The following is a 22,138-nucleotide window of genomic DNA, read 5'->3' as shown; positions in this document are numbered from 1 at the left end:
GGCTTTAGAATAATCATGACAGCGATCTATATTGGGGTAATGACTGGCACCAGCATGGATGGTGTTGATATTGTTGCTGCTTCTTTTGATCCTTTAGAGATTCACGCGACACTCACCCTTCCTTTTGATCCAGACCTTCGCGATGAACTCATGGCACTCACTTTGCCAGATGACAACGAAATTGATCGTATGGGTAAAGCCGATGTCGCACTGGCTCAAATGATTGGTCATGGCATCAATGAGATGATTGAGAAAAATCAGCTTGATCGTAGTCAAATCAAAGCCATTGGTTCGCATGGTCAGACTATTCGACATCGTCCTGAACATGGTTTTACTCTGCAAATTGGTGATCCCAATATTATTACTGAAATCACCCAAATTCCGGTGATTTCAGACTTTCGACGTCGTGATATGGCCGCAGGTGGCCAAGGTGCCCCGCTGGTTCCTGCGTTTCACCAAGATATGTTCCAACATGAAAGCATTCATCGCGTCATCTTAAACCTAGGCGGCATCGCCAATGTCAGCATGTTACCCGCAGGCCAACCTGATCAGGTCTACGGTTTTGATACAGGCCCAGCCAACATTTTAATGGACGCTTGGTGTGAACGCTTTACTGGACAGCCCTATGATGAAAATGGCAATTGGGCAGCTTATGGCCATCCAATTCGTAGCTTGCTTGATCGGCTACAATCCCATGAGTATTTTTCTAAAGAACCACCGAAAAGCACTGGCCGTGAAGACTTTAACCTCGAATGGTTAGATGAACAAATTGCCGACTGGCGCAATGACCTTGAATATGACGAGCTTGAAGATAGTCCAGAAAATGTTCAAGCCACCTTAATGAAGCTCACCACGCGCGCCATTAAAAAAGCCATCTATCGCTCCGATATGGATACGGGTGAAGTCTACGTCTGCGGCGGTGGTGCGTATAACTCGCATCTTTTAGAACAATTACGCTGGCGCTTACGTAAACACAATTGGTCTGTACAAACCACCTCCGCCATTGGCTTAGCCCCAACGTGGGTAGAAGCAACCGCCTTTGCTTGGTTGGCTATGCGCTTTATCCAGCAACTCAGTGGCAACTTGCCGACAGTGACAGGCGCACAGGGCAACCGTATTCTCGGGACAATTACCGCGGTTTAAACATCACAGTGCTTCTGACCTTTTAGTCGCAACCAGTGCAAATCAAAAAAGCCAGTCAGGTGAATAACCGACTGGCTTTTTATCTATCTCAGCGATTTTTTGCTGTTAATGTTAACGCATCATCAACTTGGCATTTTCCTGACGAAAGGCTTTTAAAATTTGCTGTCCCGCTCGTCCCGTCGGACTTAAACCTAAACGGATTTGCTCCTGTCGAATGGCTTGACGAGTTTTATCACCAATCAAACCATCTACCGCGCCAATATCATAGCCACGATTCAGTAAAAACTGCTGAATTTCACGACGTTCAGAACGTGAAGTGCCTGCATCATCAGTTGGCCAAGTTGTACTAAAACCGCCTTGCCCTTGTAAACGGTCTGACAAATGCGCAATCGCCAATGCATAACTTTCTGCTGCGTTATAACTATAGATTGCATCAAAGTTTTTAAACACTAAAAACAGTGGACCATTTTCACCAGCAGGTGCCATCAACCCCGCTTGCGAGCTAGAAGATAAATTGCCTTGAATTAACGCTGAGCCATCTGCACGTACCAAGCCATTTTGCATCCAGTAAGATAAGGACTTCTTATTGCGACGACTTTCACCACTCAGAGAGATCGCTTGCGGATTTTTCACTTCAAATCCCCAAGGTTGCCCAGTTTGCCAACCGCGTTTTTTGAGGAAATTGGCTGTTGATGCTAAAGCATCTGTAGTACTCGACACCAAATCACGGCGTCCATCGCCATCAAAGTCGACGGCCAGCTCTTCATACGTCGATGGCATAAACTGGGTATGGCCAAACGCACCTGCCCATGAGCCTTTCAGTTGTGGCTCCGTTAAATCGCCACGCTGTAAAATACGCATAGCGGCAAAAAACTCTCCACGGAAATAGCTTTGGCGGCGCCCTTCACAACTCAATGTGCCTAAAGCTTGTAATAATGGATATTTACCTGAAATATCGCCAAAATTACTTTCCACGCCCCACACGGCAACCACGGTCTCCGCAGGCACACCATATGCTGCCGCAACACGATTCAACACTTCACGATGCTGCGCCAATTTTTGCTGACCTACCGCAACACGCTCATCATCCACCAATCCTGACAAATAATCCCAAATCGGCGTGGAAAATTCAGGTTGGTAATTTAATTTTTCAATCACAGAATAATCAGGCGCTAAATTTTGCGTGTAGCGATCATAAGTGGACGCAGACACACCATTCGTCATCGCTTGGCTTTTTAAATTGGCAATACAGCTTTGAAATGAATTCTGAGGACGATAATCGGAAGTTGCGACATTTGAACTGCCTGTAACTTTTTGACCATTAATAATGAGCTCAGCATTCGTCTGAGTCGCCGCTAAAAAAAATGAACCTAAAAGAAAAGCAAAACGGTGCATAAAATCCCTAATCATTCTTTATCTCTAAATTATGCTTTTTACCTTAACACTTTCGATTTCACTTTTCTGAATCAAAACGTAAATGAATATTCATTCTGGTTTAAATTCAAAACGATCTTTTAAATTTAAAACCACTTATCCACAGCGCCCCCACATCTCAACTTTTGAATTCAAAAAACAATCTCTGACTCAGCATATACTTTAAATTCAATCATCTTGTTTTAAATTTATTTATCCACAAATTTTATTTAACATTAATAATCAACAATATATAAAGAATTAACCATCAAAACCCAAGCTCAATATTTTTAAATTCAAAACTTTAAATTCATTCAGTAGTCTTTAAATTTATTGTTTTGAATTTAAATTCAAACCACATCAAAAATTTTAAATTTAAACAATCGATTTAAATTTAAAACTCACTTTTAAATTTAAAATTTTACTTCTATTTTTTAAATTCAAAACATACTTAAAAAGATATCCACACCCCCAAGTTGATAGAGATCTCTGCTGTTTCACTTTCTTTTAGGTGAAAACCAGTGTCACATTCAATTGTGGGCTCTGTTTTAAAACGTGCATCTCTGTACAAAACTCGCTTTATTTTGCTTTCAGTTTATTTTTCTATGCGCTAATTTTATCTAAACGGATAAAAAACACGCAATTTATTTTAATTTTGATCCGATTAACGGTCACTTTTTTCAAAGAGGCGCAATCATGCCTGAATGAATCCAAATAAAAAAGCGACCACTCTTGTGATCGCTTTTTTTAACAACAACTGAAGCTTTAGATGGTCATATCTTCGCTCAGTGCCAAGGGATTTGGTAAAATTTTCGCCAACTGACGACATAGCGTCGTGAGTTGAGCGGTATCATTCGGCATTAAAGTCAGGTGACCAATCTTACGACCTTCACGTTCTTCCTTATTATAAAGATGTAGATGTACACCTTCTAAGGCCAAGACTTGTTCAGACTGTGGATACTGACCAATAATATTGATCATGACCGTAGGGCGAACCACTTCTGTTGAACCCAAGGGTAAACCTGCGACTGCACGAATATGGTTTTCAAACTGAGAGCATACTGCGCCTTCAATCGACCAATGTCCTGAATTATGCACACGTGGCGCCATTTCATTGGCATACAAACCTTTGTCTGTGACAAACAGTTCTAAGGTCAACACGCCAACATAATTCAAATGATTCAATAGGCGAGTGATGTAGTCTTGTGCAACAGGTTGTAACTCCGCACTATTCGGTGCAGGAACAATCGAGTGCGACAAAATACCATGATGGTGATGGTTTTCAGCCAATGGCCACGTTTTCACATCGCCATTTTGACCACGTACCGCAATGATTGAAACTTCACGCGAGAACGTCACAAAGCTTTCTGCAATTAAACTACCAGCAGGGCCTAATTCAGCCCATGCTTGTTCAATTTGCTGCTCAGAACGCAATACGAACTGACCTTTACCATCATAGCCACCTGTGGCTGTCTTCAGCACAATCGGTAAACCCAGCTCAGCAACCGCAGCGCTTAAACTTTCTAGGGAATCTACCGCTTTATAAGGCGCAACAGGAATCTCAAGCTCATCAAATAACGCTTTTTCAGACAAGCGATGCTGTGCAATGGCTAAAGCCTGACGCGGCGGATGCATATCTTTTTGCTTGGTCAAAACATCAACATCAGACAAAGGCGTATTTTCAAACTCAAGGCTGAAGACATCTGCACTGGCAATAAAGTCTTGTAAACCGTTTTCAGTTTTGCTTGAAATCACCGTTCCTAAAGCCGCTGAAGGGCAGTCTATACTCACATCAAAGAACGTACATTGAATATTTAGTGGCAAAGCCGCTTGCGCCATCATGCGACCTAGCTGCCCACCACCAAAAATACCGATGGTTTTATTCATGAGGAATGCCCCGTATTAAGCTTGACCTGGAATGTTGTTGCTTGCGACTTTGTCGGTTTGTGCAGCACGGAAATCGGCTACATTTTTTGCAATTTCAGGACGTGTCAGACCTAAAATTTGTGCTGCCATAATCGCGGCATTGGTTGCGCCTGCTGGACCAATCGCCAAAGTACCCACTGCAATACCTGCTGGCATTTGCACAATCGATAACAGTGAATCGACACCGTTTAAAATCGAAGACTTCACTGGTACACCCAGTACAGGCAAATCAGTTTTCGCCGCACACATTCCTGGTAAATGCGCCGCACCGCCTGCACCCGCAATAATCACTTGGATACCACGGTCACGTGCTTGCTCTGCATATTCAAAAAGACGATCTGGCGTACGGTGCGCAGACACAACTTCCGCTTCAAATGGGACACCAAGTTGCTTAAGCATATTGGCAGTGTGTTCGAGAGTGGCCCAATCTGATTGAGAACCCATGATAATTCCAACGAGAGGAGTGTCTTGTGAAGCGGCCGCATTCATTGCAATGTTTCCAGAGATAGTTAAGAGAGATAAATCTCGACTAGCGCCAAGCTTTAATAAGAGCCCCGTATTATAGACTGATTTTTCAGCTCTCCAAAATTTAACCGTACAACTAAATGCAGATTTTTCTTGTTTTTTTATCGTGTAGCATAAAACTTAAATAAAAAGAGGACTGTAGCCTCACTTTTTGATTTATTGGCTGCGAAAGACAAAATACACACAACCAAATAAACACAGTCCTGCCCACAAATAATCGAGCTTAAAAGGCTGTTTAAATAAGAAAAGCATAAACGGTACAAAAACCAATAGCGTCACCACTTCTTGAGTGATTTTCATTTCGCCCATCGACCAGCCTTGCTGTGACAGCATACGCGTCGCAGGAATCATAAAACTGTATTCTACCAACGCTATGAACCAGCTAAATAAAATGGCTTGCCAAAGCGGCACACCCGGCAAAAATTTTAAATGTCCGTACCATGCAAGTGTCATAAAACAGGGCAGAGTAAAACTTGAAGTGCGACATAAAACCACCTAATTAATTTAAAGGGTTTATGGAGTATATAAAATTGTCCTCTGTACACGACAAATTTCACAGAACCCTTATCCTATCAGGATTCTGCCTTCTTAAAATTGCCAAAATTTCCTTAAACTCTTCTTTTTTCCCAAAACCAATTAAACGCTGAATCGCCATTTGAACATAGTCTAAACCATAGCGAAATAAACTCATTGAGAGTCGTCCATGCTTCTTTATTTTTATCGCTTTTTTTTGATCATGTTGCCATTCACCCGTTAAGTAACACCAACAGAAGCTTATAGCTAACACCGCAATCAATTTTTTCACTCGTCTAGGGTCTGTCAAGCGCGTATTTTCAAGATTAAACCCGCGTCCTTTGAGACAACTGAATAAGGTTTCAATTTCCCAGCGTAATGCATAATCCTGAATAGCATTGGCATTAAACTGAGGAGAAACGACGAGTAAAAGCTCTCCATTTTCTAACTGTAGTGCACTTATATATAGTTTCACCCGACCAACCAAAATCCGTCGTTTACGACATTCAATTTGACCAACTTTAAGATGGCGAAATAAATCACTAATTTTATGATTCTTTCCTAAATGATTGGTGACAATGAAGTTTTTTTAACACGAATGCAGAAGTTGATGTCTTGTTCAATTAACCATGTAAACCACTGCTCACCGATAAACTCTCTGTCTGCGAACACATTCACAATACGGTCTTTACCAAAAATGGCTATAAAGCGTTGAATCAAAGCAATGCGCTCTTTCGTATCTGAATTTCCACGTTTATTAAGCAATGTCCAAAGGATAGGTATCGCTATTCCACGATAAACGATTGCGAGCATCAGGATATTAATATTTCGTTTTCCCCATTTCCAATTGGTTCTATCTAAAGTCAGTTGCACTTGGTCGAATGAAAACATATTGAAAATCAACTGAGAAATTTGACGATAATCAAAATACTGACCTGCAAAGAAGCGCTGCATACGTCGATAAAATGATTGTGGTAAGCACTTGATGGGCAAGGCTTTAGATGCAGAAGAAAGATTACATGTTTGCTTTAAAATAATCACAAGCATGATGAGCGCAAAGCACTTTAAATGTGACTTGTTCCATTTTAGAGATTTGTTTAAGATAAGATATAACTCATTGAGATGTATCATAGTATTCGTCGTTAGAAAACAATTATTGTGACATTATTTCAATGAGTTATCTATTTTTGTCGTGTACAGAGAAAATTGTCATACCATCATCTTAACTTTGAAGATCGTACTGCATTAATGCTTGAGTCAAGAAAAGAAGGCTTTTCACCCAGAAAATTTGCTGAACTCATTAAAAGACATCCTAGTACGATCTATCGTGAGCTTAAAAGAAATAGCATCAATGACGTTTATCAAGCTCAATATGCTTCTGATAACACCTTCGCTAGACGTAGACGTGGTCACATAAAACTCAAAATCGATTCAATCCTCTGGAAATTTATTGTTGAAGCGATCCGTTGTTTATGGTCTCCTCAGCAAATAGCAAAGCGTTTAAAGAGATTTCCTGATTTGGATCAAACAATGAATGTAAGCCATACAACGATTTATTCAACGATACGAGCATTACCAAAGGGTGAGCTGAAAAAAGACTTACTATCCTGTCTGCGACATGAAAATAAAAAGCGAAAAGCTAACGGTGAACCTAAAAAAGATTCTATATTACAGGATATTAAAACTATTCATGAGCGCCCAACCGAAGTTCAAGAAAGAAAAATACCGGGTCATTGGGAAGCCGATTTAATTAAAGGTAAAGACAATAAAAGTTCGATAGCAACACTTATTGAACGAAATACACGGCTCTGTATCTTGGCAACATTACCTGATGCAAAGGCAGAATCAGTGCGCAAGGCTTTAACTGAAGCTCTGAAATATTTACCCGCAGAACTGCGTAAAACATTGACCTATGACCGTGGACGTGAGATGTCAGAACATAAAATCCTCGAAGAAGATTTAGGCATAGATGTATATTTCTGTGACCCACATTCGCCATGGCAGAAAGGCACATGCGAAAATATGAATGGTTTAATTAGGCAATATTTACCTAAAGGGATTGATTTAAACCAGGCAGATCAGCATTATTTAAATCAAGTTGCCATGTCACTGAATACTCGTCCTAGAAAAGCGTTAGATTGGCTTACACCATTAGAGAAATTTGCTCAGCTTGTTGATTATCATAAGGCTTTTGAAACTGTCGCACCTCATGTTTGAATTCGCCCAGTTAGCAATAATCAATAAAATAAAGGGCAGGGACATGAAGCAAGATCGCCGAATTTCGAAGCATTTTATTCTACGTTTTTTGCTAGAAAATTCAGCAAATATTGCACTTTTCAGCCGACTTTTTTACAAAATAAAAGCGTTGTTCAAGCCGCAGAATAATTAAACGATTAGATACAAGAATCACTATCTTTTCGCTAAGCGCCTTGCTATGGTTGCTTTCACATCGAATTAATCACGACAACAGCACCAACAATACGTGATGTGTCTATAAAAGCAGTGGAGTGAGGCGGAATGCATCTGCATATTTTGGGTATTTGTGGCACCTTTATGGGGTCTTTAGCGCTTTTAGCACGTGATCTTGGCCACACTGTGACGGGTTCGGATCTAAACGTTTATCCTCCCATGTCGACCCAGCTCGAAAATGCAGGCATTACCTTAATGCAAGGTTATGACCGCAGTCATTTACAACCTCATCCTGATTTGGTCATCGTCGGCAATGCGATGAAACGCGGGATTGATGCCGTTGAATACATGCTTAATGAAGGCTTGCCATATATTTCAGGCCCACAATTTTTGGCCGATCATGTGCTCCAAGGCAAACACGTACTTGGCGTAGCAGGAACCCATGGTAAAACCACCACCACCACCATGTTGGCTTGGGTGTTGGATCAGGCGGGTTTAGAGCCAGGTTTCCTGATAGGCGGTGTACCATTAGGTTTCTCTGAAAGTGCGCGTTTAGGTGCTGGTAAATACTTCTGTGTCGAAGCTGATGAATATGATTCTGCCTTTTTTGACAAACGTTCGAAGTTCGTGCATTACCACCCCAAAACAGCCATTTTAAATAACCTTGAATTTGACCATGCCGATATTTTTGATGATCTAGCAGCGATTCAAAAACAATTCCATCACTTGGTTCGTACCATTCCAAGTGAAGGTCGTATCATTGCGCCTATTACTGAAAGCAATATTGATGAAGTTTTAGAGCAGGGCTGTTGGACACCTGTGATTCGTACCTCTTTAGAGGCTCACGACCAGTCCGAATTGTATGCCGAACAACTCAATGCGGATGGTTCGCACTTTAAAGTCCTCCAACACGGCGTGGTGAAAGGCACGGTACAATGGAACATGACAGGGCAGCACAGCGTAGCGAATGCTTTGGCGACTATCGCTGCGGCTGAACATGTGGGCGTAAGCATTGAAAAAGCGTGTGAAGCACTGTCTAACTTTGGCGGCGTGAAGCGCCGTATGGAGCTTTTAGGCACGGTACGTGGCGTTGAAGTGTATGATGACTTTGCCCATCACCCAACCGCAATTGATACTACGCTAGAAGGCGCACGTAAGCGTTTAGGCGAGCGTAAGTTGTGGGCGATTATTGAACCACGTTCAAATACCATGCGCATGGGAAGCCATAAAGATGGACTTGCGCACTCTGCACGTTTGGCCGATGAGGTGATTTGGTATCAACCAGAAGGTTTGGATTGGGACTTACAACCTGTCATTGCAGCTGCACCGAACAAGGCTGTGGTTGCACGTACATTAGATGATATTATCCATACCATCGTCAGTGAAGCAGGCGAGGGCGATGCAGTGGTAATCATGTCCAATGGTGGCTTTGGTGGCTTACACCAAAAATTGATTAGTGCCTTAAACGCAGAATAAGTTGTCCCATTAGAAGAAAAAACCCGCATATGGCGGGTTTTTTTACAAGTGTATCCAATTAAAAACTAGACATCGTACCCGTATATTCAAAATCTTTTAGTTTTGACCAACCTTGAACCGTGTCTCCCAAGCGTTTGCTGAAATACATGATCGAAACCCACTGTTCTTGGCCATCATCATAGGTGCTATAAGCAGTGATATGATCATTTTTAATCATAAACAGATCTTTGATTTTACAAGCATCGCTCGGTGCTGAATGAAAATACACTCTGGTTGGAGCAATCACTTTCATGCCCCAACGTGGAATAATCTGGACTTCTTTTTGTTCTGCCTTTTCCTCAAGTTTTACACAATCTTCAGCATGTAATAAAGGGGCAACTGAACAGAATAGGGCAATAGATAAAAGCGTCTTCATATACTTTAATTCCATCATGTTCAGCATTGCAAAGTCCAAATTAGAACTGCAATGGCAGCTATATCATTTTAGTTTAACGCTTAGAACCGCGATGAATGTTGTGAACAATTAAGCCGCGACATCTTCAAAACTTTTCTCACGGCGAAACATCACATCGACATAAGAGCAGGTCGGGATAATCTTCAGGTTTTTCTCACGTGAAAAATCAACCAGAGTATCCAACAGCAAACGCGCCACACCTTGACCCCGCAGTGAATCATCGACCCAAGTATGGTTGGCATCAATGGTTGTCTCGTCCCGCCAAATATAGCTAATTTCAGCAATGCGCTGACCTTCTGCATTATTTAAAAAAAACTCACCTTTTTGATCGCGATCTACATGTTGAAATTGCATAGCATACTCGTTGAATGGATTGATTTATCGTTCTCTATCTTAATGGAATAAAACATCATGAATAGATGGATCTTTGTCGAATACCGATTTGGAAAAAGGGCACAAGGGTAAAATTTTCACGCCCTTATCACGTGCAAAGTTAACCAAAACATCCAATAACTGACGCCCCACATGTTGCCCACGGAGCAACTCACTGACCCAAGTGTGATCAATGATAAATTTATCGTCCCCAGCCCAACTATAAGTCATTTCCGCCACACGCTCGTTTTCTTGCTCAACAAAAACTTCGCCTTTACTACCTGTTTCTTGATGTTGAATTTTCATTATTATTCCTCTTTGGTTTACTGTTTTTTTTAGCTTGCCACAAATTGAAGCAAAATTTTGTCTCATTTATATTTCATCTACAATTTTCTTTAATATTTGCTCAAACCATAAAAATATGCGATGCTTAGCTCACTTTTGGATCAAATCCAAAACCAAATTTATGTTGAACAAGGGGAGTAGCCTCCTCCAAACGTGAAAAATCAATGCCATGCATAACTTTCACGTGTCAGATTATCGTCATTACACTTTGCAAAAAGTCGGTATCTGAGCATTTTAGCGCACAAAATACATACGCTAAAATGTAGGCAAGACCTTGATCATGTTGTCACAGATGTTTTATTTCATCTGGCAGCAGGTCAAGGTTTTTTTGTGGCCGATTGCTGGATGTGGAGGATTTCATGGAATCTATCGGCAATTTATGGCTATACCTTGCTTTTTTCGGCATTGTTACCGTGATGCTACTGATCGACTTTTTAGGCTTTAAACAAAAAGAAGGCCAAGAAGTTAAAATCAAAACAGCCGCGTTATGGAGTATTGCGTGGGTTTCCGTCGCATCACTCTTTGGTGCAGGTCTCTGGCTGTATTTACAACAAACTGCAGGTGTTACTGTGGCCAATACAAAGGTCATGGAGTATTTTGCAGGTTATTTACTTGAAAAATCTTTAGCCGTTGACAACGTCTTTGTCTGGCTGATGATCTTTGCTGCTTTTGCCATCCCACCTGCATTACAACGCCAATTACTGCTTTACGGTGTCTTGGGTGCGATTATTCTACGTACCATCTTTATTTTTATTGGCGCGTGGTTCGTACAAGAGTTCTCATGGATTCTGTATATCTTCGGTGCGTTCTTGGTGTATACGGGCTTCAAATTCTTCAAAGGACAAAACGAAGAAGAAACCAATATCGAAGATATGGCGATCTTAAAATGGTTGCGTAAACATATGCGGATTACCCCGCAACTGCATGGCAACAAGTTCTTTGTCCGTCAAAACGGCATCTTGTGGGCAACGCCGCTGTTCTTGGTGTTAATTTTAGTTGAAGCGTCGGATGTAATTTTCGCGGTGGATTCCATCCCTGCAATTTTCGCGGTGACCTCTGATCCATTTATCGTGTTGACTGCAAACTTAATGGCGATTTTGGGTCTACGTGCAATGTTCTTCTTGTTGTCTGGTGCAGCAACCAAGATGCATTATCTCCCATACGGTTTAGGCATTATCTTAGTATTCATCGGCTTTAAGATGCTCATGCTAGATGTGTTCCATATGCCAATTTGGATTTCACTGGGCTTTATTGTGTTGGTGCTGACCATTACTGCAATCTTATCGATTCGATACAGTAAGAAACATCATCAAACCACCATCTAATGTTTTAAAAAGCCTTCCTCTGTGAAGGCTTTTTTTATGACCAAATTTTAGTATGCACAATACTTAATCCTATGATTTTCGGTGTAAATGCACTGTACTTTATGCAAACAGCTCCCTATGATAAGCGGGCTTAAAACCCTTGGTTTTACCAGTAAAAATAAAAGAACCTGAAGGTTGCTCATCCATGCGTACCAAAAAATTAACTCTTGTTGTAGTGCCGGTTTTACTCACGGCATGTAGCGGTTCTAAAACCCTACAACAAGATGTTTACAATAACCAATACAACTGCTACCAAGACTGGCATTTTGAACTGTGCGAACCTGCTAACGAAAATGGCGAATCGAGCTATAGTGGCTCTGCTGGGGTTTATATCGGCCCTCAATATTATAAGAACAACCGTAAAGTCCGTTACATGGGCCAAGTCTTGAAAGCTCGCGGACGTCATTCGACGGGCGCACCTAAAATCTCGACTTACGTTTTTAGCCATGCCAAATCCCAGCCCATTCGTGGAGGCTTCGGCCGTGGCGGAGGCTCGTTCGGAGGTTAATACATGAAACGAGTTCTATTCCCTGAGCGTGCAAACTGGCAACAGGCGCATCAAGAGATTGGTTTTGACTACTACAACTTGCCGTCGCGCGATGGTTCAATGTATTGGTCAGAAGGGGTGGCTTATGAGTTTAGCCTCAAGCAAATTGAACAGCTTGAAGATGCCTCAAACGAATTACACCAGATGTGCCTTGAAGTGGCAGGGGATATGATTCAACGCGGTCATTATCCCGAATATTTTCAACTACCCCCAGCAGCGATTCCTTTGATTGAGTACTCATGGAAAAACCAAGCACCGATGCTCTATGGCCGTTTCGATTTTGCCTATGATGGTCAAGCCATCAAAATGCTGGAATACAATGCCGATACGCCAACGGGTTTACTCGAAGCCTCTGTTGCACAGTGGCATTGGATTGAACAGGTCGAAAATATTGCAAACCGTGATCAGTTCAACAGCATTCATGAAAAGCTGATTGAGCGCTGGAAACAGCTTTATCCTGCGCGTAGCCGTGTCCATTTCGCAGCCTGCCAAGAAGCAGGGCGTGAAGATTGGGGCAATTTAGAATACCTCATGGATACTGCTTTTCAGGCAGGCTTAAATGTCAGCGAGCTGTCGATGGAAAATATCGGTTGGAATGGCACAGCCTTTGTCGATTTGCATCAGCAAGAGATTCAGCATTTATTTAAGCTGTATCCGTGGGAATGGATTTGGGAAGAAAATTTTTCACAGTTTCTTAAACCCGAAACTGAATGGATTGAGCCGTGTTGGAAAATGCTACTCTCCAATAAAGCCCTGTTGATCGAGCTATGGAAACGCTTTCCAAATCATCCATTGTTGTTAGAAACCCATGCTTATGATGCACACGCCCACTATGCAGGGAAATGGGTGCGTAAGCCCATCTTAGCGCGCGAAGGCGCAAATATTCATATCCTACAAAACAATGTCGATTGTGGCGCAGCTTCTGGTAGTTTTTACTTTGATGACTACGACAAATATGGCTATGTTATGCAACGCTGGGTAAAAACTCCGTTGCATGAAGGCATGCTGCCCACCTTGGGACTTTGGATGGTCGGAGATGAATGTGCGGGGATGTCACTGCGTGAAGATGTATTTGATGTGATCGGCAATGATGCGCATTTTGCTGCGCATTATTTTGTGGAATAAAGTGGCGCTCTAAATCAGCTATTTAAAATAGCTGTCCAAAAATTAATACGGGTCTGTTCAGGCGTTTTAGTAGGAGTACTACCACTTTTAGGTTATTCACGGCGGAGTCTTATCTTTTTTAAGTTCAATACTGGGAGCTTAGTTATTCTTTTGTTTCACCAAATGAGAAGCGAAGCTTCGTAAGAAAAGCATTTGTCCTCCGCAAAATCTGTTTACTTTCTATAATTAAAAAAATTTGTGTTGCAAAAACAATCTATTCCAAACACTACGCAGGTTGAGGATGACGCTTCCGTGTATCAAATAGAGTTTAAATTGAAAAAGAAAATGCCTGTCAACTCTAAAACTGACAGGCATACATTCGAAAACAATATTTTTTTCAAGCTTAAATGGTATGCGCTTTAACCCGCTTCATATAAGACACCAAACGCGTGAAAAACAAGATTTGCAGGAAGATGGTAAATAGCGAAATAGTCCATTCATACCAATCATCAAACGCTGTGCCTTCTAGATTAAAAGCAAAATAAAGGCCTAATAACACTGCACCAAACACAACACCAGCCACGGTGGTTTGTACCAAAATGGGAAAAGACAACGCTGTGATTCGACCTAGGAAATGCTCACCCTCATCGCCGCCATTGGCTTTATAAGCACTTTGAATCCCGATAAACATAATCAATAAAGTCAGAAGTCCCTCAATACCAATCACACGGACATCCCCATAGGGTGAATACATCCCGTAGTAATACACCACTGAAACCAGTAAGGCGGTGACTAAGTAATAATTTTTATAATGCTTTTTATCGAGGGTATTGCTAGATAATTCATGTGCTAATGCTTTGGTATTCCAAAAATACATGCCGGTCATTGTCTCTTATTTTATCAATGTCGACACTGTACTGACTCAGCATTTAAAGATAAAGACTTTCTCAACAAAATTTTGCGAATAGATTGAATCATTTAAGCTCAAAGCTTGTGCTTATGCATTGCATAAAAAATCATGATCTTATCGATGGCACAGGTACATGTCTGGCCTTAAAACAGTTCAATTTTTAAGAAAATACTGCTCCAGTCTTTCATTTAAAATGTAGCGTTCACAACACACATAAAAACTTCAGTAAATAGCCGTGAAAAAAATCCAGTTTACGGTACAATCAATCGAAAAAAAGTCAAAACGCAGGTTTAAAATGTCTTCTGTAGTTGCAACGACGGCGGTTCGCGGTCGCTTCCTAGATATTCAGAATACGGTTGCCCAAGCGCGTGAAATTCACGACCAAGTGCGTTACGTAGAAGATGGTTTACTGATTAGCCAAAATGGCAAAATCCAATGGTTTGGATCTTGGCAGGAGGGGCAACAGCACCTTCCTGTTGGCATCGAGGTTCAGCACTATCCTGAACAATTGATTGTGCCGGGTTTTATCGACACCCACATTCATTTTCCACAAACAGAAATGGTGGGGGCCTATGGTGAACAGCTACTCGAATGGCTCAATACCTATACCTTCCCAACTGAATTACAATTTTCCGATAAAGCCTATGCCGACCAGATTGCCCAATTCTTTGTGCAAGAACTGCTGAAAAATGGCACCACCACAGCCTTGGTCTTCTGTACTGTGCATACCGAATCGGTAGATGCACTATTTGAAGCAGCAGGACAGCACCAGATGCGCCTGATCGCAGGTAAAGTCATGATGGATCGTCATGCACCTGAAGATCTGTGCGACACACCTGACAGTGCTTATGCCGACTCTAAGGCACTGATTGAGAAATGGCATGGCAAAGGCCGTAACCTGTATGCGATTACGCCACGTTTTGCCCCAACCTCAACACCAGAGCAATTGGCTAAAGCAGGGCAGCTCAAAGCTGAATACCCAGATGTGTATGTGCATACGCATTTAAGTGAAAATAAAAATGAAATTGCTTGGGTAAAAGACTTATTCCCTGAACAGCAAGGTTATCTCGATGTTTATCATCACTTTGGTTTAACCGGTTCGCATTCGGTCTTTGCCCACTGCGTGCACTTAGAAGATGCGGAGTGGGATTGCATGCATCAGACTGACTCTGCCATTGCTTTCTGTCCGACCTCCAACCTATTTTTAGGTAGTGGTTTATTTCCGTTGAACAAGACTTGGGAAAAGCAGGTAAAAGTTGGACTGGGTACAGACATTGGTGCAGGGACCTCTTTTAACCAACTACAAACCCTCAATGAAGCCTATAAAGTACAGCAGCTTCAGGGAGATAAATTGTCCGCGTTTGAGTCGCTTTATCACGCTACGATTGGCGGTGCTAAAGCACTGAGCTTGGATGATAAACTCGGGAACTTTAATTTGGGCAAAGAAGCCGACTTTGTGGTGCTCGACCTCAAAGCAACTGCGCTGCAAGCATTACGTCAGCAACGTACAAAAGGGATTGAAGATGCGTTATTTGCCCTAATGACCATGGGTGATGACCGTAATATTCATGCGACTTATATTTTTGGTCAGAAAGCCTATGTGCAAAACTAAGTAGCAAATAGCGAAAATTTAAGCAGCTAATCGAGTTTTGAAACAACTTTGATTTTCGCCTCTAAGCCAAGCTGCATCCCGTCTGCAATGAAATGATTACATTTTCAGCGGGCAAAAGGGGGTGCATCTCGTTTAGAGATATATTAAAATTAATGCATATATAGAGGTGTTGCAGGTCAACGCCTTTTTTATTTTTGATTTTTTTAATTTTTAGGTATCTACCCATGACCGTTCAAATGAGCGTAATGATTTCTACTGAAGAGATTCAAGCGAAAGTAAAAGAGCTTGGTGCACAAATCGATGCGCATTATGCAAACAGTGATAAGGAACTCGTACTGATTGGTTTATTACGTGGTTCAGTCATTTTCATGGCAGACTTATGTCGTACCATTTCAAAACCACATGAACTCGATTTCATGACGGTTTCGAGCTACGGCGGCGGTACGGTATCTTCACGTGATGTAAAAATTTTAAAAGATTTAGACGGTGAAATTCGCGGTAAAGATGTTTTGGTCATTGAAGACATCATCGACTCAGGCAACACCTTGAGCAAAGTATTAGAAATTTTAGAAACACGCTCTCCCAACTCAATTGAACTTTGCACCTTAGTCAGCAAACCTTCACGCCGTGAAATTGAACTCGATGTGAAGTTTTTAGGCTTTAATGTCGAAGATCGATTCATTGTGGGTTATGGCTTAGACTACGACCAAAAGTACCGTCATTTGCCATTTATTGGTGAAATTGGTCTTTAAGATCAATCGAGAAAAGAGTGGCCGAAGGCCACTTTTTTTTATTTTCACTATTACCTAAGTACATAAAACATACAGTTTTTAGCAGATTCGCTCTACTGCACAGTCGCATTATGCCCGATGATATTTTTGCACATGATGTAAAAACAAAGACATGATAAAAAAGGAGCTGGCTCATGTGGTCACTTATTGTTGCAATCGTGATTGGTTTTATTGCAGGTCTCATCGCACGTGCTATCCATCCTGGCGATGACAAAGCGGGATTTATTGTCACCACTTTACTGGGGATTGCAGGTTCTCTCGTAGCCACTTATGGTGGTCGTTTACTCGGTCTCTATAGTGAAGGCTCTGCCGCAGGCTTTATTGCTTCAGTTATTGGAGCCATCGTTATTTTATTCATCTACAACATGGTCACCAAAAAAACCTAAACGCAGCCATTAAAAAAAGCACCGTTTCAGGTGCTTTTTATCTGTATATTTGAACTCTTATAAGCCCAGTTCACGCCACATATTTTCAATGGTGGTTGAAGGTACAGCACCATTCACTTTAAAGCCGTTTGAGAAAATAACCACGGGCGTCCCTTGTAAACCCAGACTACGACCGAGTTCAATGTTGCGCTCAATTGGATTGGCACACGGTTTTTTCGACGTCGGTTGGGTCCCTTTTGCAATCAAATTTTTCCATGCGAGGGCAGGGTCTGCTTCACAAAACACTTGTTTCGACGGTGCAATCGATTGCGCCTTAATGGCATAAATAAAGGTGTAAATGGTCACATCATTCAGTTTATTCAGCTCAGCCTCTAACTGCTTACAGTAAGGACAGTTTGGGTCTGAAAAAACCGCCAATTGGCGTTTGCCGTTGCCTTTAACGCTTTTAATGGCATCTTTTAGCGGCAGCTTGTTCCAATCAATCGAGTTTTGTTGCACATATAAGGCAGCACTTAAATTTTTCTGATCTTTTAAACGTACCATCGAACCTGCAATCACATGCTCAGCCGCTTCGCCTAAATACACAATTTCGCCATCTAAAGATCCGCTATAAATGCCCGACATTTCTGTTTTTTGAATATTTTGAACATTAATATTTGGATAATTCTTTTTTAAGTTGGCTTGAACACTTTCTACACTGGCCATACTCATGCTTGCAATTGCACTTGTGAGTAGTGCCAAACCCAGTTTTTTTATCATCACTTTTTGCTCTTTCAATCGGAGAACCACGGCGCTAGTGTAGAGCGTATTATTCAAGCATTGAATCATTTTTTCCTTGGCTTTACCGAAACCCAACACGCCTTGCTTATGAACTGGCCAAAGTTTCACGTGGAACAGTTAGAGCCTTGCTATTAATTTCCACCGAGACATGAACAATTTCCTCATGAATCGAGAGCATTGCCCGCACGCGATCCGCAGTTAAGTCTACCGTCGTTTCTAAAGCCAAAATGCAGGAAAACTTGCCTTTGCCTACTTTCCAAACATGTAAATCGGTCAAGGTCGTATGCGGTAGTTCTGCCAACACTTCGCGAATTTCATCCACCACATGATGATCCATTTCAGCATCTAACAAGGTTTTTCCCGTTTCTTGCATTAAGCTCAATGCCCATTTGGCTACCAGTATTGATCCCACGATCCCAAGGGCAGCATCGAGAAAATCCCAGCCCAAATATTTACCAAAAATCAGCGCGATAATGGCAAAAATGGAAGTCACTGCGTCTGCCACTACATGCATAAACGCAGCTTTCTGATTTAAATCATGATGATGGCTATGTACTTCTGATGCATGATGGTGATGGTGATGGTGACCATCATGCAGCAACCATGCACAGATTAAATTCACCAATAAGCCTAAAATCGCAATTGGAATCGCTTCGTTATAATGAATTTGTACAGGCGAAAATAGACGCTGAATTGAATGAAAAGCCATAAAACCCGCCACCACCATCAGCAAAATAGCGCTGCTGTAGCCTGCAAGAATTTCAATTTTCCATGTGCCGAAACTAAAGCATTGATCATGGGCATAATGCCGCGCAGCACGATAGGCAAAATAAGCCAAACCCAGTGCCAACATATGCGAACTCATATGCCAACCATCTGCCAGTAAAGCCATTGATTGGAAAATCCATCCACCAATCACTTCTAATAACATCATGACTGCCGTTAAAATGGTCGCCATTAAAATCCGTTTTTGTGCCAGTGGATTACCGTCATCAAAATGATGCGTATGCTGACGTGATGGGGTATTTTGCATTTAAAATCATTCACCAATATACTCCCCCTTAGTATATTTATTTTTGGAGCAATGTGTTGAGTCATTTGCATGAAGATAAAAAAATTTTAAACCGTGTGAAACGCTTACAAGGGCAGGTCAACGCCATTGAACTCTCGATTACACATCCCGATGCCAGTTGTATCGACGTTTTACAACAAGTCGCTGCTATTAAAGGCGCGGTCAATGGACTGATGAATGAACTGGTTGAAGCACACTTACGCCATCATGTATTAGCACAAGCTGAACAGGTCAATGAAGAAGAGTTAGCTGAGTTCTTAAAACTGCTGAAACGCTATGGCTAAGTTTCATTGCGTTCTTTTTCAAGTTTTTAGTTGACCATTTTTTCCACAAACCGATACACTGTTGCTCTCTATCCTTTTTCTCTTGGGCATCAAAATATTCTTGTTTTGACCGAGAGAGCCGCATGGCATTTGCATGACAACAACCACTTCTTGGCGTCCATTTTGTATGGTCAGCCTCGCCTTAATGATGGGAACGATGGGGACTGCCTTAGCCAGTCCACTTTATCCGCTGTATCAAGCTTTATGGCATCTGGTGCCGAGTCAAATCACCTATATTTTTGTGGCTTATATGTTTGGTTGTCTCGCTACTTTACTGTTTCTTGGCCGGACCAGTAATAGCATTGGCTATTTACGCACCTTACAAGTAGGGTTGGTGTTTATCAGCATCGGGTTGGTGATTTCCGCTTATGCTTCTGATGCTCTCATCTTATCTTTGGGGCGCTTTATTATTGGTATTGCATCTGGTTTGATGACCACTTCGGCCTTACTGGGACTGATGTATACCGTGCCCAAAAGCCATCAACAGATTGCACCGCAGCTGAGTTCGATTATTACCGCAGTAGGCTTTGGCTTAGGCCCGCTGATTGGTGGCCTGATAGCTCAATTTTCAGAATACCCTTTGGTCAGCCCTTATCTACCGGTCATTCTTGGTGCTGTACTGTGCTTCTTTGGTTTATTTTGGGTTGAGTCTCCCACATTTACCGCACAGCCCTTTAGTATTGCCCCAAAGCTACTCCGACCAGAAGTGCAATATCATCAGTTGTTTTTGATCGTTGGATTTACCGCATTTAGTGCCTTTGCCGCGTTTAGTTTATTTGCATCCTTATCCCCGTCATTTGTGCGGGATATTTTGCCGTGGCACGGCCCCCTTATCAGCGGTTCAGCCATTACCAGCATTCTCATTGTCTCTGCCGTGGTGCAGTATTTTGCCAGAAGTATTCCTGCTTATAAGTGCCTCAACTATGGCTTAATTACCTTGATTGCAAGCTTAGGCATTTTGGCGCTGTGTATGCTATTTCAACTGAGTGCATTTTTCTTTATCAGTGATTTTCTCGTTGGTGTCGGACATGGCCTGACCTTGATTGGTTCCTTTGGTCTCATTCATGCCATGACCAGCTTAGAGAATCGTGCTGCGGTGATGTCGACTTATCTTTTTATTGGTTATTTGGGTACGATTGTGCCTATTGTAGCTGTGGGTTATCTGGCAGATCACTTTGGATTAAGTTTCGGGGTCATTAGCTTTTGCATTGCCATCGCTTTATTGTGTGTTTATCTGTGGTTTGCGCATAAAAGCAGTATACGTCTGATTTAAATATCAAAAACCCTGTGATCAGGGCTTTTGATATTTAGCGATGTTATTTTCCAATACAGAACGATCCAAAAATTTTCCCAAGCAAATCATCCGCACTAAAATCTCCTGTAATTTCACCAAGGGCATTTTGCGCCAAACGTAGCGACTCTGCGACCAACTCACCTGCGTTATACACCACCAATTGTTCACGCGCTTCAGCAAGGTAAAGCTGAGTGCGTTTCATTGCGTCTAAATGGCGTGTACGTGCAATAAAGGTATCTTCTTCAGGCTGGAAGCCTGCATGCGCTGTAATCGCTTCTATGAGCGCTTGAACGCCAGTTTCTTGTTTTGCCGAAACCATAATATGACGGAAGCCGTTAAAGTCTTCGATATGCGATGTCGTTTCCATCAAATCACACTTATTGCCTATTAGCATTAAACGTTTCGGTTCAATATGCTCAGCAAAATATGCTTGCGCCAGTTTGAGTGGGTCTTCGCCTTGACTTAGGTCATAAACCAAAAGTAACAGATCGGCTTGCTCAATTTCTTTAATGGCACGACGGATCCCTTCTTTTTCTACAATATCACCTGTTTCACGTAAACCAGCGGTATCGGTTAAGGTAATGGGTAAACCATTCAGGGTAATTTTTTCATGTAAGACATCCCGCGTCGTACCTGCAATATCCGTCACAATGGCGCGTTCAATGCCCGCTAATGCATTGAGCAGTGATGACTTACCCGCATTCGGTTTTCCTGCAATGACCACTTGTAAACCTTCACGCAGCAACTGTCCTTGACGAGCCGATTGTTGCACTTGGTTCACAGCAGCCGTAACGCCATCTAAAAGATTTAAAATTTTCCCGTCCGCGAGAAAATCAATTTCTTCTTCAGGAAAATCAATCGCAGCTTCCACATGCAAACGTAGATGAATCAATTGCTCCAACACGCGATTTACTTTAGTTGAAAATGCACCTTGTAATGAACGTACTGCAGAACGTGCAGCCGCTTGAGACGTCGCATCAATCAAGTCAGCAATTGCTTCAGCCTGTACCAAATCCAGTTTACCATTTTCAAAAGCACGCATGGAAAACTCACCGGCTTTTGCTGCAATCGCTCCGAGCTCCAACAAACGCCCCAGTAAAGCATTTTGAATGACAGGGCCACCATGACCTTGCAATTCAACCACATCTTCACCAGTGAACGAATTCGGGTTCGGAAAACAAATCGCTAAGCCCTCATCCATCACCTCGCCAGACGCATCATAAAACTGGCGAAAACCCGCAAAACGTGCTTTCGGCAAGTCTTTTTGGGTCAAAGCGTGTGCAATCTCATAAGACTTGGGACCAGATAGGCGAATGACCCCCACACCACCACGCCCAGGTGGTGTTGCAATGGCAGCAATCGTGGTTCGGTTGTACATA

Annotated in this window: 23 protein-coding genes; 11 read left to right on the top strand and 12 right to left on the bottom strand. The window is 42.0% G+C overall.

All coding sequences use genetic code 11. The annotated features are described in order from the left end of the window. Positions 1-15 precede the first annotated feature (15 nt). Complete coding sequence (locus tag AC4CVD_RS16925) at positions 16-1,143, top strand: anhydro-N-acetylmuramic acid kinase (RefSeq protein ID WP_490753468.1); 1,128 nt, start codon at positions 16-18, stop codon at positions 1,141-1,143. A 111-nt stretch (positions 1,144-1,254) separates the two neighbouring features. Here AC4CVD_RS16925 and AC4CVD_RS16920 read toward each other — a convergent pair whose 3' ends face one another. The 5 genes from AC4CVD_RS16920 to AC4CVD_RS16900 form a co-directional block, all read right to left on the bottom strand. After that, positions 1,255-2,538, bottom strand: coding sequence for a lytic murein transglycosylase (locus AC4CVD_RS16920; RefSeq protein ID WP_490753467.1), 1,284 nt, complete (start codon positions 2,536-2,538; stop codon positions 1,255-1,257). Between the two features lie 783 nt (positions 2,539-3,321). After that, entirely contained in the window at positions 3,322-4,443 is a 1,122-nt protein-coding gene (locus AC4CVD_RS16915) for a 5-(carboxyamino)imidazole ribonucleotide synthase (RefSeq protein ID WP_490753466.1), read from the bottom strand. Between the two features lie 15 nt (positions 4,444-4,458). Then, positions 4,459-4,971 (bottom strand): 5-(carboxyamino)imidazole ribonucleotide mutase, encoded by a 513-nt coding sequence (gene purE / locus AC4CVD_RS16910; RefSeq protein WP_004697498.1) that lies wholly within the window; start codon positions 4,969-4,971, stop codon positions 4,459-4,461. Positions 4,972-5,163: 192 nt separating this feature from the next. After that, positions 5,164-5,460, bottom strand: a complete 297-nt coding sequence (locus tag AC4CVD_RS16905) for a DMT family protein (RefSeq protein WP_490753465.1) — start codon at positions 5,458-5,460, stop codon at positions 5,164-5,166. Positions 5,461-5,560: 100 nt separating this feature from the next. Next, a protein-coding gene (locus AC4CVD_RS16900) for an IS4-like element ISAba1 family transposase (RefSeq protein ID WP_100607965.1) occupies positions 5,561-6,651 on the bottom strand; the annotation gives its coding sequence in 2 pieces (ribosomal slippage) (positions 5,561-6,111 and positions 6,111-6,651; 1,092 coding nt in all). 75 nt (positions 6,652-6,726) lie between these two features. Between AC4CVD_RS16900 and AC4CVD_RS16895 the strand changes: the two genes are divergently transcribed. Both AC4CVD_RS16895 and mpl read left to right on the top strand, forming a co-directional pair. Continuing rightward, the gene (locus AC4CVD_RS16895) at positions 6,727-7,737 is read left to right on the top strand and encodes an IS30-like element ISAba125 family transposase (protein ID WP_490753464.1); all 1,011 of its coding nucleotides are present in this window, start codon (positions 6,727-6,729) and stop codon (positions 7,735-7,737) included. 300 nt (positions 7,738-8,037) lie between these two features. Beyond that, positions 8,038-9,405, top strand: coding sequence for a UDP-N-acetylmuramate:L-alanyl-gamma-D-glutamyl-meso-diaminopimelate ligase (gene mpl, locus AC4CVD_RS16890; protein WP_058870641.1), 1,368 nt, complete (start codon positions 8,038-8,040; stop codon positions 9,403-9,405). A gap of 58 nt (positions 9,406-9,463) precedes the next feature. Here mpl and AC4CVD_RS16885 read toward each other — a convergent pair whose 3' ends face one another. The 3 genes from AC4CVD_RS16885 to AC4CVD_RS16875 form a co-directional block, all read right to left on the bottom strand. Then, positions 9,464-9,847 carry a hypothetical protein gene (locus tag AC4CVD_RS16885; RefSeq protein ID WP_347881257.1) on the bottom strand — a complete coding sequence of 128 codons (384 nt, stop codon included), beginning with the start codon at positions 9,845-9,847 and terminating at the stop codon, positions 9,464-9,466. Between the two features lie 81 nt (positions 9,848-9,928). Then, positions 9,929-10,213 (bottom strand): GNAT family N-acetyltransferase, encoded by a 285-nt coding sequence (locus AC4CVD_RS16880; protein WP_184119130.1) that lies wholly within the window; start codon positions 10,211-10,213, stop codon positions 9,929-9,931. Positions 10,214-10,252: 39 nt separating this feature from the next. Then, positions 10,253-10,537 carry a GNAT family N-acetyltransferase gene (locus AC4CVD_RS16875; RefSeq protein WP_062031177.1) on the bottom strand — a complete coding sequence of 95 codons (285 nt, stop codon included), beginning with the start codon at positions 10,535-10,537 and terminating at the stop codon, positions 10,253-10,255. 398 nt (positions 10,538-10,935) lie between these two features. On the opposite strand from AC4CVD_RS16875, the gene AC4CVD_RS16870 reads away from it, so the two are divergent. From AC4CVD_RS16870 to AC4CVD_RS16860, 3 genes are all read left to right on the top strand, one after another. Further along, positions 10,936-11,901 (top strand): TerC family protein, encoded by a 966-nt coding sequence (locus tag AC4CVD_RS16870; protein ID WP_039890861.1) that lies wholly within the window; start codon positions 10,936-10,938, stop codon positions 11,899-11,901. A gap of 184 nt (positions 11,902-12,085) precedes the next feature. Next, positions 12,086-12,448, top strand: coding sequence for a hypothetical protein (locus AC4CVD_RS16865; RefSeq protein ID WP_005401784.1), 363 nt, complete (start codon positions 12,086-12,088; stop codon positions 12,446-12,448). A 3-nt stretch (positions 12,449-12,451) separates the two neighbouring features. After that, positions 12,452-13,612 (top strand): glutathionylspermidine synthase family protein, encoded by a 1,161-nt coding sequence (locus tag AC4CVD_RS16860; RefSeq protein WP_436905657.1) that lies wholly within the window; start codon positions 12,452-12,454, stop codon positions 13,610-13,612. A 382-nt stretch (positions 13,613-13,994) separates the two neighbouring features. On the opposite strand, the gene AC4CVD_RS16855 is transcribed toward AC4CVD_RS16860, so the two are convergent. Continuing rightward, complete coding sequence (locus AC4CVD_RS16855; protein ID WP_058870669.1) at positions 13,995-14,468, bottom strand: hypothetical protein; 474 nt, start codon at positions 14,466-14,468, stop codon at positions 13,995-13,997. 328 nt (positions 14,469-14,796) lie between these two features. Between AC4CVD_RS16855 and guaD the strand changes: the two genes are divergently transcribed. From guaD to AC4CVD_RS16840, 3 genes are all read left to right on the top strand, one after another. Further along, positions 14,797-16,113: a guanine deaminase gene (guaD, locus tag AC4CVD_RS16850; protein WP_490753463.1), complete on the top strand. Its 1,317-nt coding sequence runs from the start codon at positions 14,797-14,799 to the stop codon at positions 16,111-16,113. 224 nt (positions 16,114-16,337) lie between these two features. Continuing rightward, positions 16,338-16,865, top strand: coding sequence for a hypoxanthine phosphoribosyltransferase (gene hpt / locus AC4CVD_RS16845; protein WP_004697480.1), 528 nt, complete (start codon positions 16,338-16,340; stop codon positions 16,863-16,865). 173 nt (positions 16,866-17,038) lie between these two features. Continuing rightward, on the top strand, positions 17,039-17,290 hold the full coding sequence (locus tag AC4CVD_RS16840) for a GlsB/YeaQ/YmgE family stress response membrane protein (protein ID WP_004977734.1): 252 nt from the start codon (positions 17,039-17,041) through the stop codon (positions 17,288-17,290). A gap of 57 nt (positions 17,291-17,347) precedes the next feature. Here AC4CVD_RS16840 and AC4CVD_RS16835 read toward each other — a convergent pair whose 3' ends face one another. Next, the gene (locus AC4CVD_RS16835; RefSeq protein WP_078390117.1) at positions 17,348-18,049 is read right to left on the bottom strand and encodes a DsbC family protein; all 702 of its coding nucleotides are present in this window, start codon (positions 18,047-18,049) and stop codon (positions 17,348-17,350) included. A gap of 106 nt (positions 18,050-18,155) precedes the next feature. Next, entirely contained in the window at positions 18,156-19,103 is a 948-nt protein-coding gene (gene dmeF, locus AC4CVD_RS16830; RefSeq protein ID WP_490753462.1) for a CDF family Co(II)/Ni(II) efflux transporter DmeF, read from the bottom strand. A 56-nt stretch (positions 19,104-19,159) separates the two neighbouring features. Between dmeF and AC4CVD_RS16825 the strand changes: the two genes are divergently transcribed. Together AC4CVD_RS16825 and AC4CVD_RS16820 are read left to right on the top strand one after the other, a co-directional pair. Beyond that, positions 19,160-19,426, top strand: coding sequence for a metal/formaldehyde-sensitive transcriptional repressor (locus AC4CVD_RS16825; RefSeq protein ID WP_183175998.1), 267 nt, complete (start codon positions 19,160-19,162; stop codon positions 19,424-19,426). A 133-nt stretch (positions 19,427-19,559) separates the two neighbouring features. Further along, positions 19,560-20,738, top strand: coding sequence for an MFS transporter (locus AC4CVD_RS16820; RefSeq protein WP_490753461.1), 1,179 nt, complete (start codon positions 19,560-19,562; stop codon positions 20,736-20,738). 43 nt (positions 20,739-20,781) lie between these two features. Here the strand turns inward: AC4CVD_RS16820 and mnmE are convergent, their stop codons facing one another. Continuing rightward, positions 20,782-22,137 carry a tRNA uridine-5-carboxymethylaminomethyl(34) synthesis GTPase MnmE gene (gene mnmE / locus AC4CVD_RS16815; RefSeq protein ID WP_490753460.1) on the bottom strand — a complete coding sequence of 452 codons (1,356 nt, stop codon included), beginning with the start codon at positions 22,135-22,137 and terminating at the stop codon, positions 20,782-20,784. Position 22,138: the final 1 nt, after the last annotated feature.

It is taken from the genome of Acinetobacter sp. LipI_23, from assembly GCF_058243045.1.
This window is presented reverse-complemented; position numbering and strand designations above follow the sequence as displayed.

What these genes read in the sequence shown, in the direction of transcription:
- guaD (WP_490753463.1), top strand. Translation starts at nt 14,797, where the DNA reads ATGTCTTCTGTAGTTGCAACGACGGCGGTTCGCGGTCGCTTCCTAGAT.
- hpt (WP_004697480.1), top strand. Translation starts at nt 16,338, where the DNA reads ATGACCGTTCAAATGAGCGTAATGATTTCTACTGAAGAGATTCAAGCG.
- AC4CVD_RS16865 (WP_005401784.1), top strand. Translation starts at nt 12,086, where the DNA reads ATGCGTACCAAAAAATTAACTCTTGTTGTAGTGCCGGTTTTACTCACG.
- AC4CVD_RS16925 (WP_490753468.1), top strand. Translation starts at nt 16, where the DNA reads ATGACAGCGATCTATATTGGGGTAATGACTGGCACCAGCATGGATGGT.
- purE (WP_004697498.1), bottom strand. Translation starts at nt 4,971, where the DNA reads ATGAATGCGGCCGCTTCACAAGACACTCCTCTCGTTGGAATTATCATG.
- mpl (WP_058870641.1), top strand. Translation starts at nt 8,038, where the DNA reads ATGCATCTGCATATTTTGGGTATTTGTGGCACCTTTATGGGGTCTTTA.
- AC4CVD_RS16855 (WP_058870669.1), bottom strand. Translation starts at nt 14,468, where the DNA reads ATGTATTTTTGGAATACCAAAGCATTAGCACATGAATTATCTAGCAAT.
- AC4CVD_RS16860 (WP_436905657.1), top strand. Translation starts at nt 12,452, where the DNA reads ATGAAACGAGTTCTATTCCCTGAGCGTGCAAACTGGCAACAGGCGCAT.
- mnmE (WP_490753460.1), bottom strand. Translation starts at nt 22,137, where the DNA reads ATGTACAACCGAACCACGATTGCTGCCATTGCAACACCACCTGGGCGT.
- AC4CVD_RS16835 (WP_078390117.1), bottom strand. Translation starts at nt 18,049, where the DNA reads ATGATAAAAAAACTGGGTTTGGCACTACTCACAAGTGCAATTGCAAGC.
- AC4CVD_RS16915 (WP_490753466.1), bottom strand. Translation starts at nt 4,443, where the DNA reads ATGAATAAAACCATCGGTATTTTTGGTGGTGGGCAGCTAGGTCGCATG.
- AC4CVD_RS16820 (WP_490753461.1), top strand. Translation starts at nt 19,560, where the DNA reads ATGACAACAACCACTTCTTGGCGTCCATTTTGTATGGTCAGCCTCGCC.
- AC4CVD_RS16905 (WP_490753465.1), bottom strand. Translation starts at nt 5,460, where the DNA reads ATGACACTTGCATGGTACGGACATTTAAAATTTTTGCCGGGTGTGCCG.
- dmeF (WP_490753462.1), bottom strand. Translation starts at nt 19,103, where the DNA reads ATGCAAAATACCCCATCACGTCAGCATACGCATCATTTTGATGACGGT.
- AC4CVD_RS16840 (WP_004977734.1), top strand. Translation starts at nt 17,039, where the DNA reads ATGTGGTCACTTATTGTTGCAATCGTGATTGGTTTTATTGCAGGTCTC.
- AC4CVD_RS16875 (WP_062031177.1), bottom strand. Translation starts at nt 10,537, where the DNA reads ATGAAAATTCAACATCAAGAAACAGGTAGTAAAGGCGAAGTTTTTGTT.
- AC4CVD_RS16885 (WP_347881257.1), bottom strand. Translation starts at nt 9,847, where the DNA reads ATGCTGAACATGATGGAATTAAAGTATATGAAGACGCTTTTATCTATT.
- AC4CVD_RS16920 (WP_490753467.1), bottom strand. Translation starts at nt 2,538, where the DNA reads ATGCACCGTTTTGCTTTTCTTTTAGGTTCATTTTTTTTAGCGGCGACT.
- AC4CVD_RS16870 (WP_039890861.1), top strand. Translation starts at nt 10,936, where the DNA reads ATGGAATCTATCGGCAATTTATGGCTATACCTTGCTTTTTTCGGCATT.
- AC4CVD_RS16880 (WP_184119130.1), bottom strand. Translation starts at nt 10,213, where the DNA reads ATGCAATTTCAACATGTAGATCGCGATCAAAAAGGTGAGTTTTTTTTA.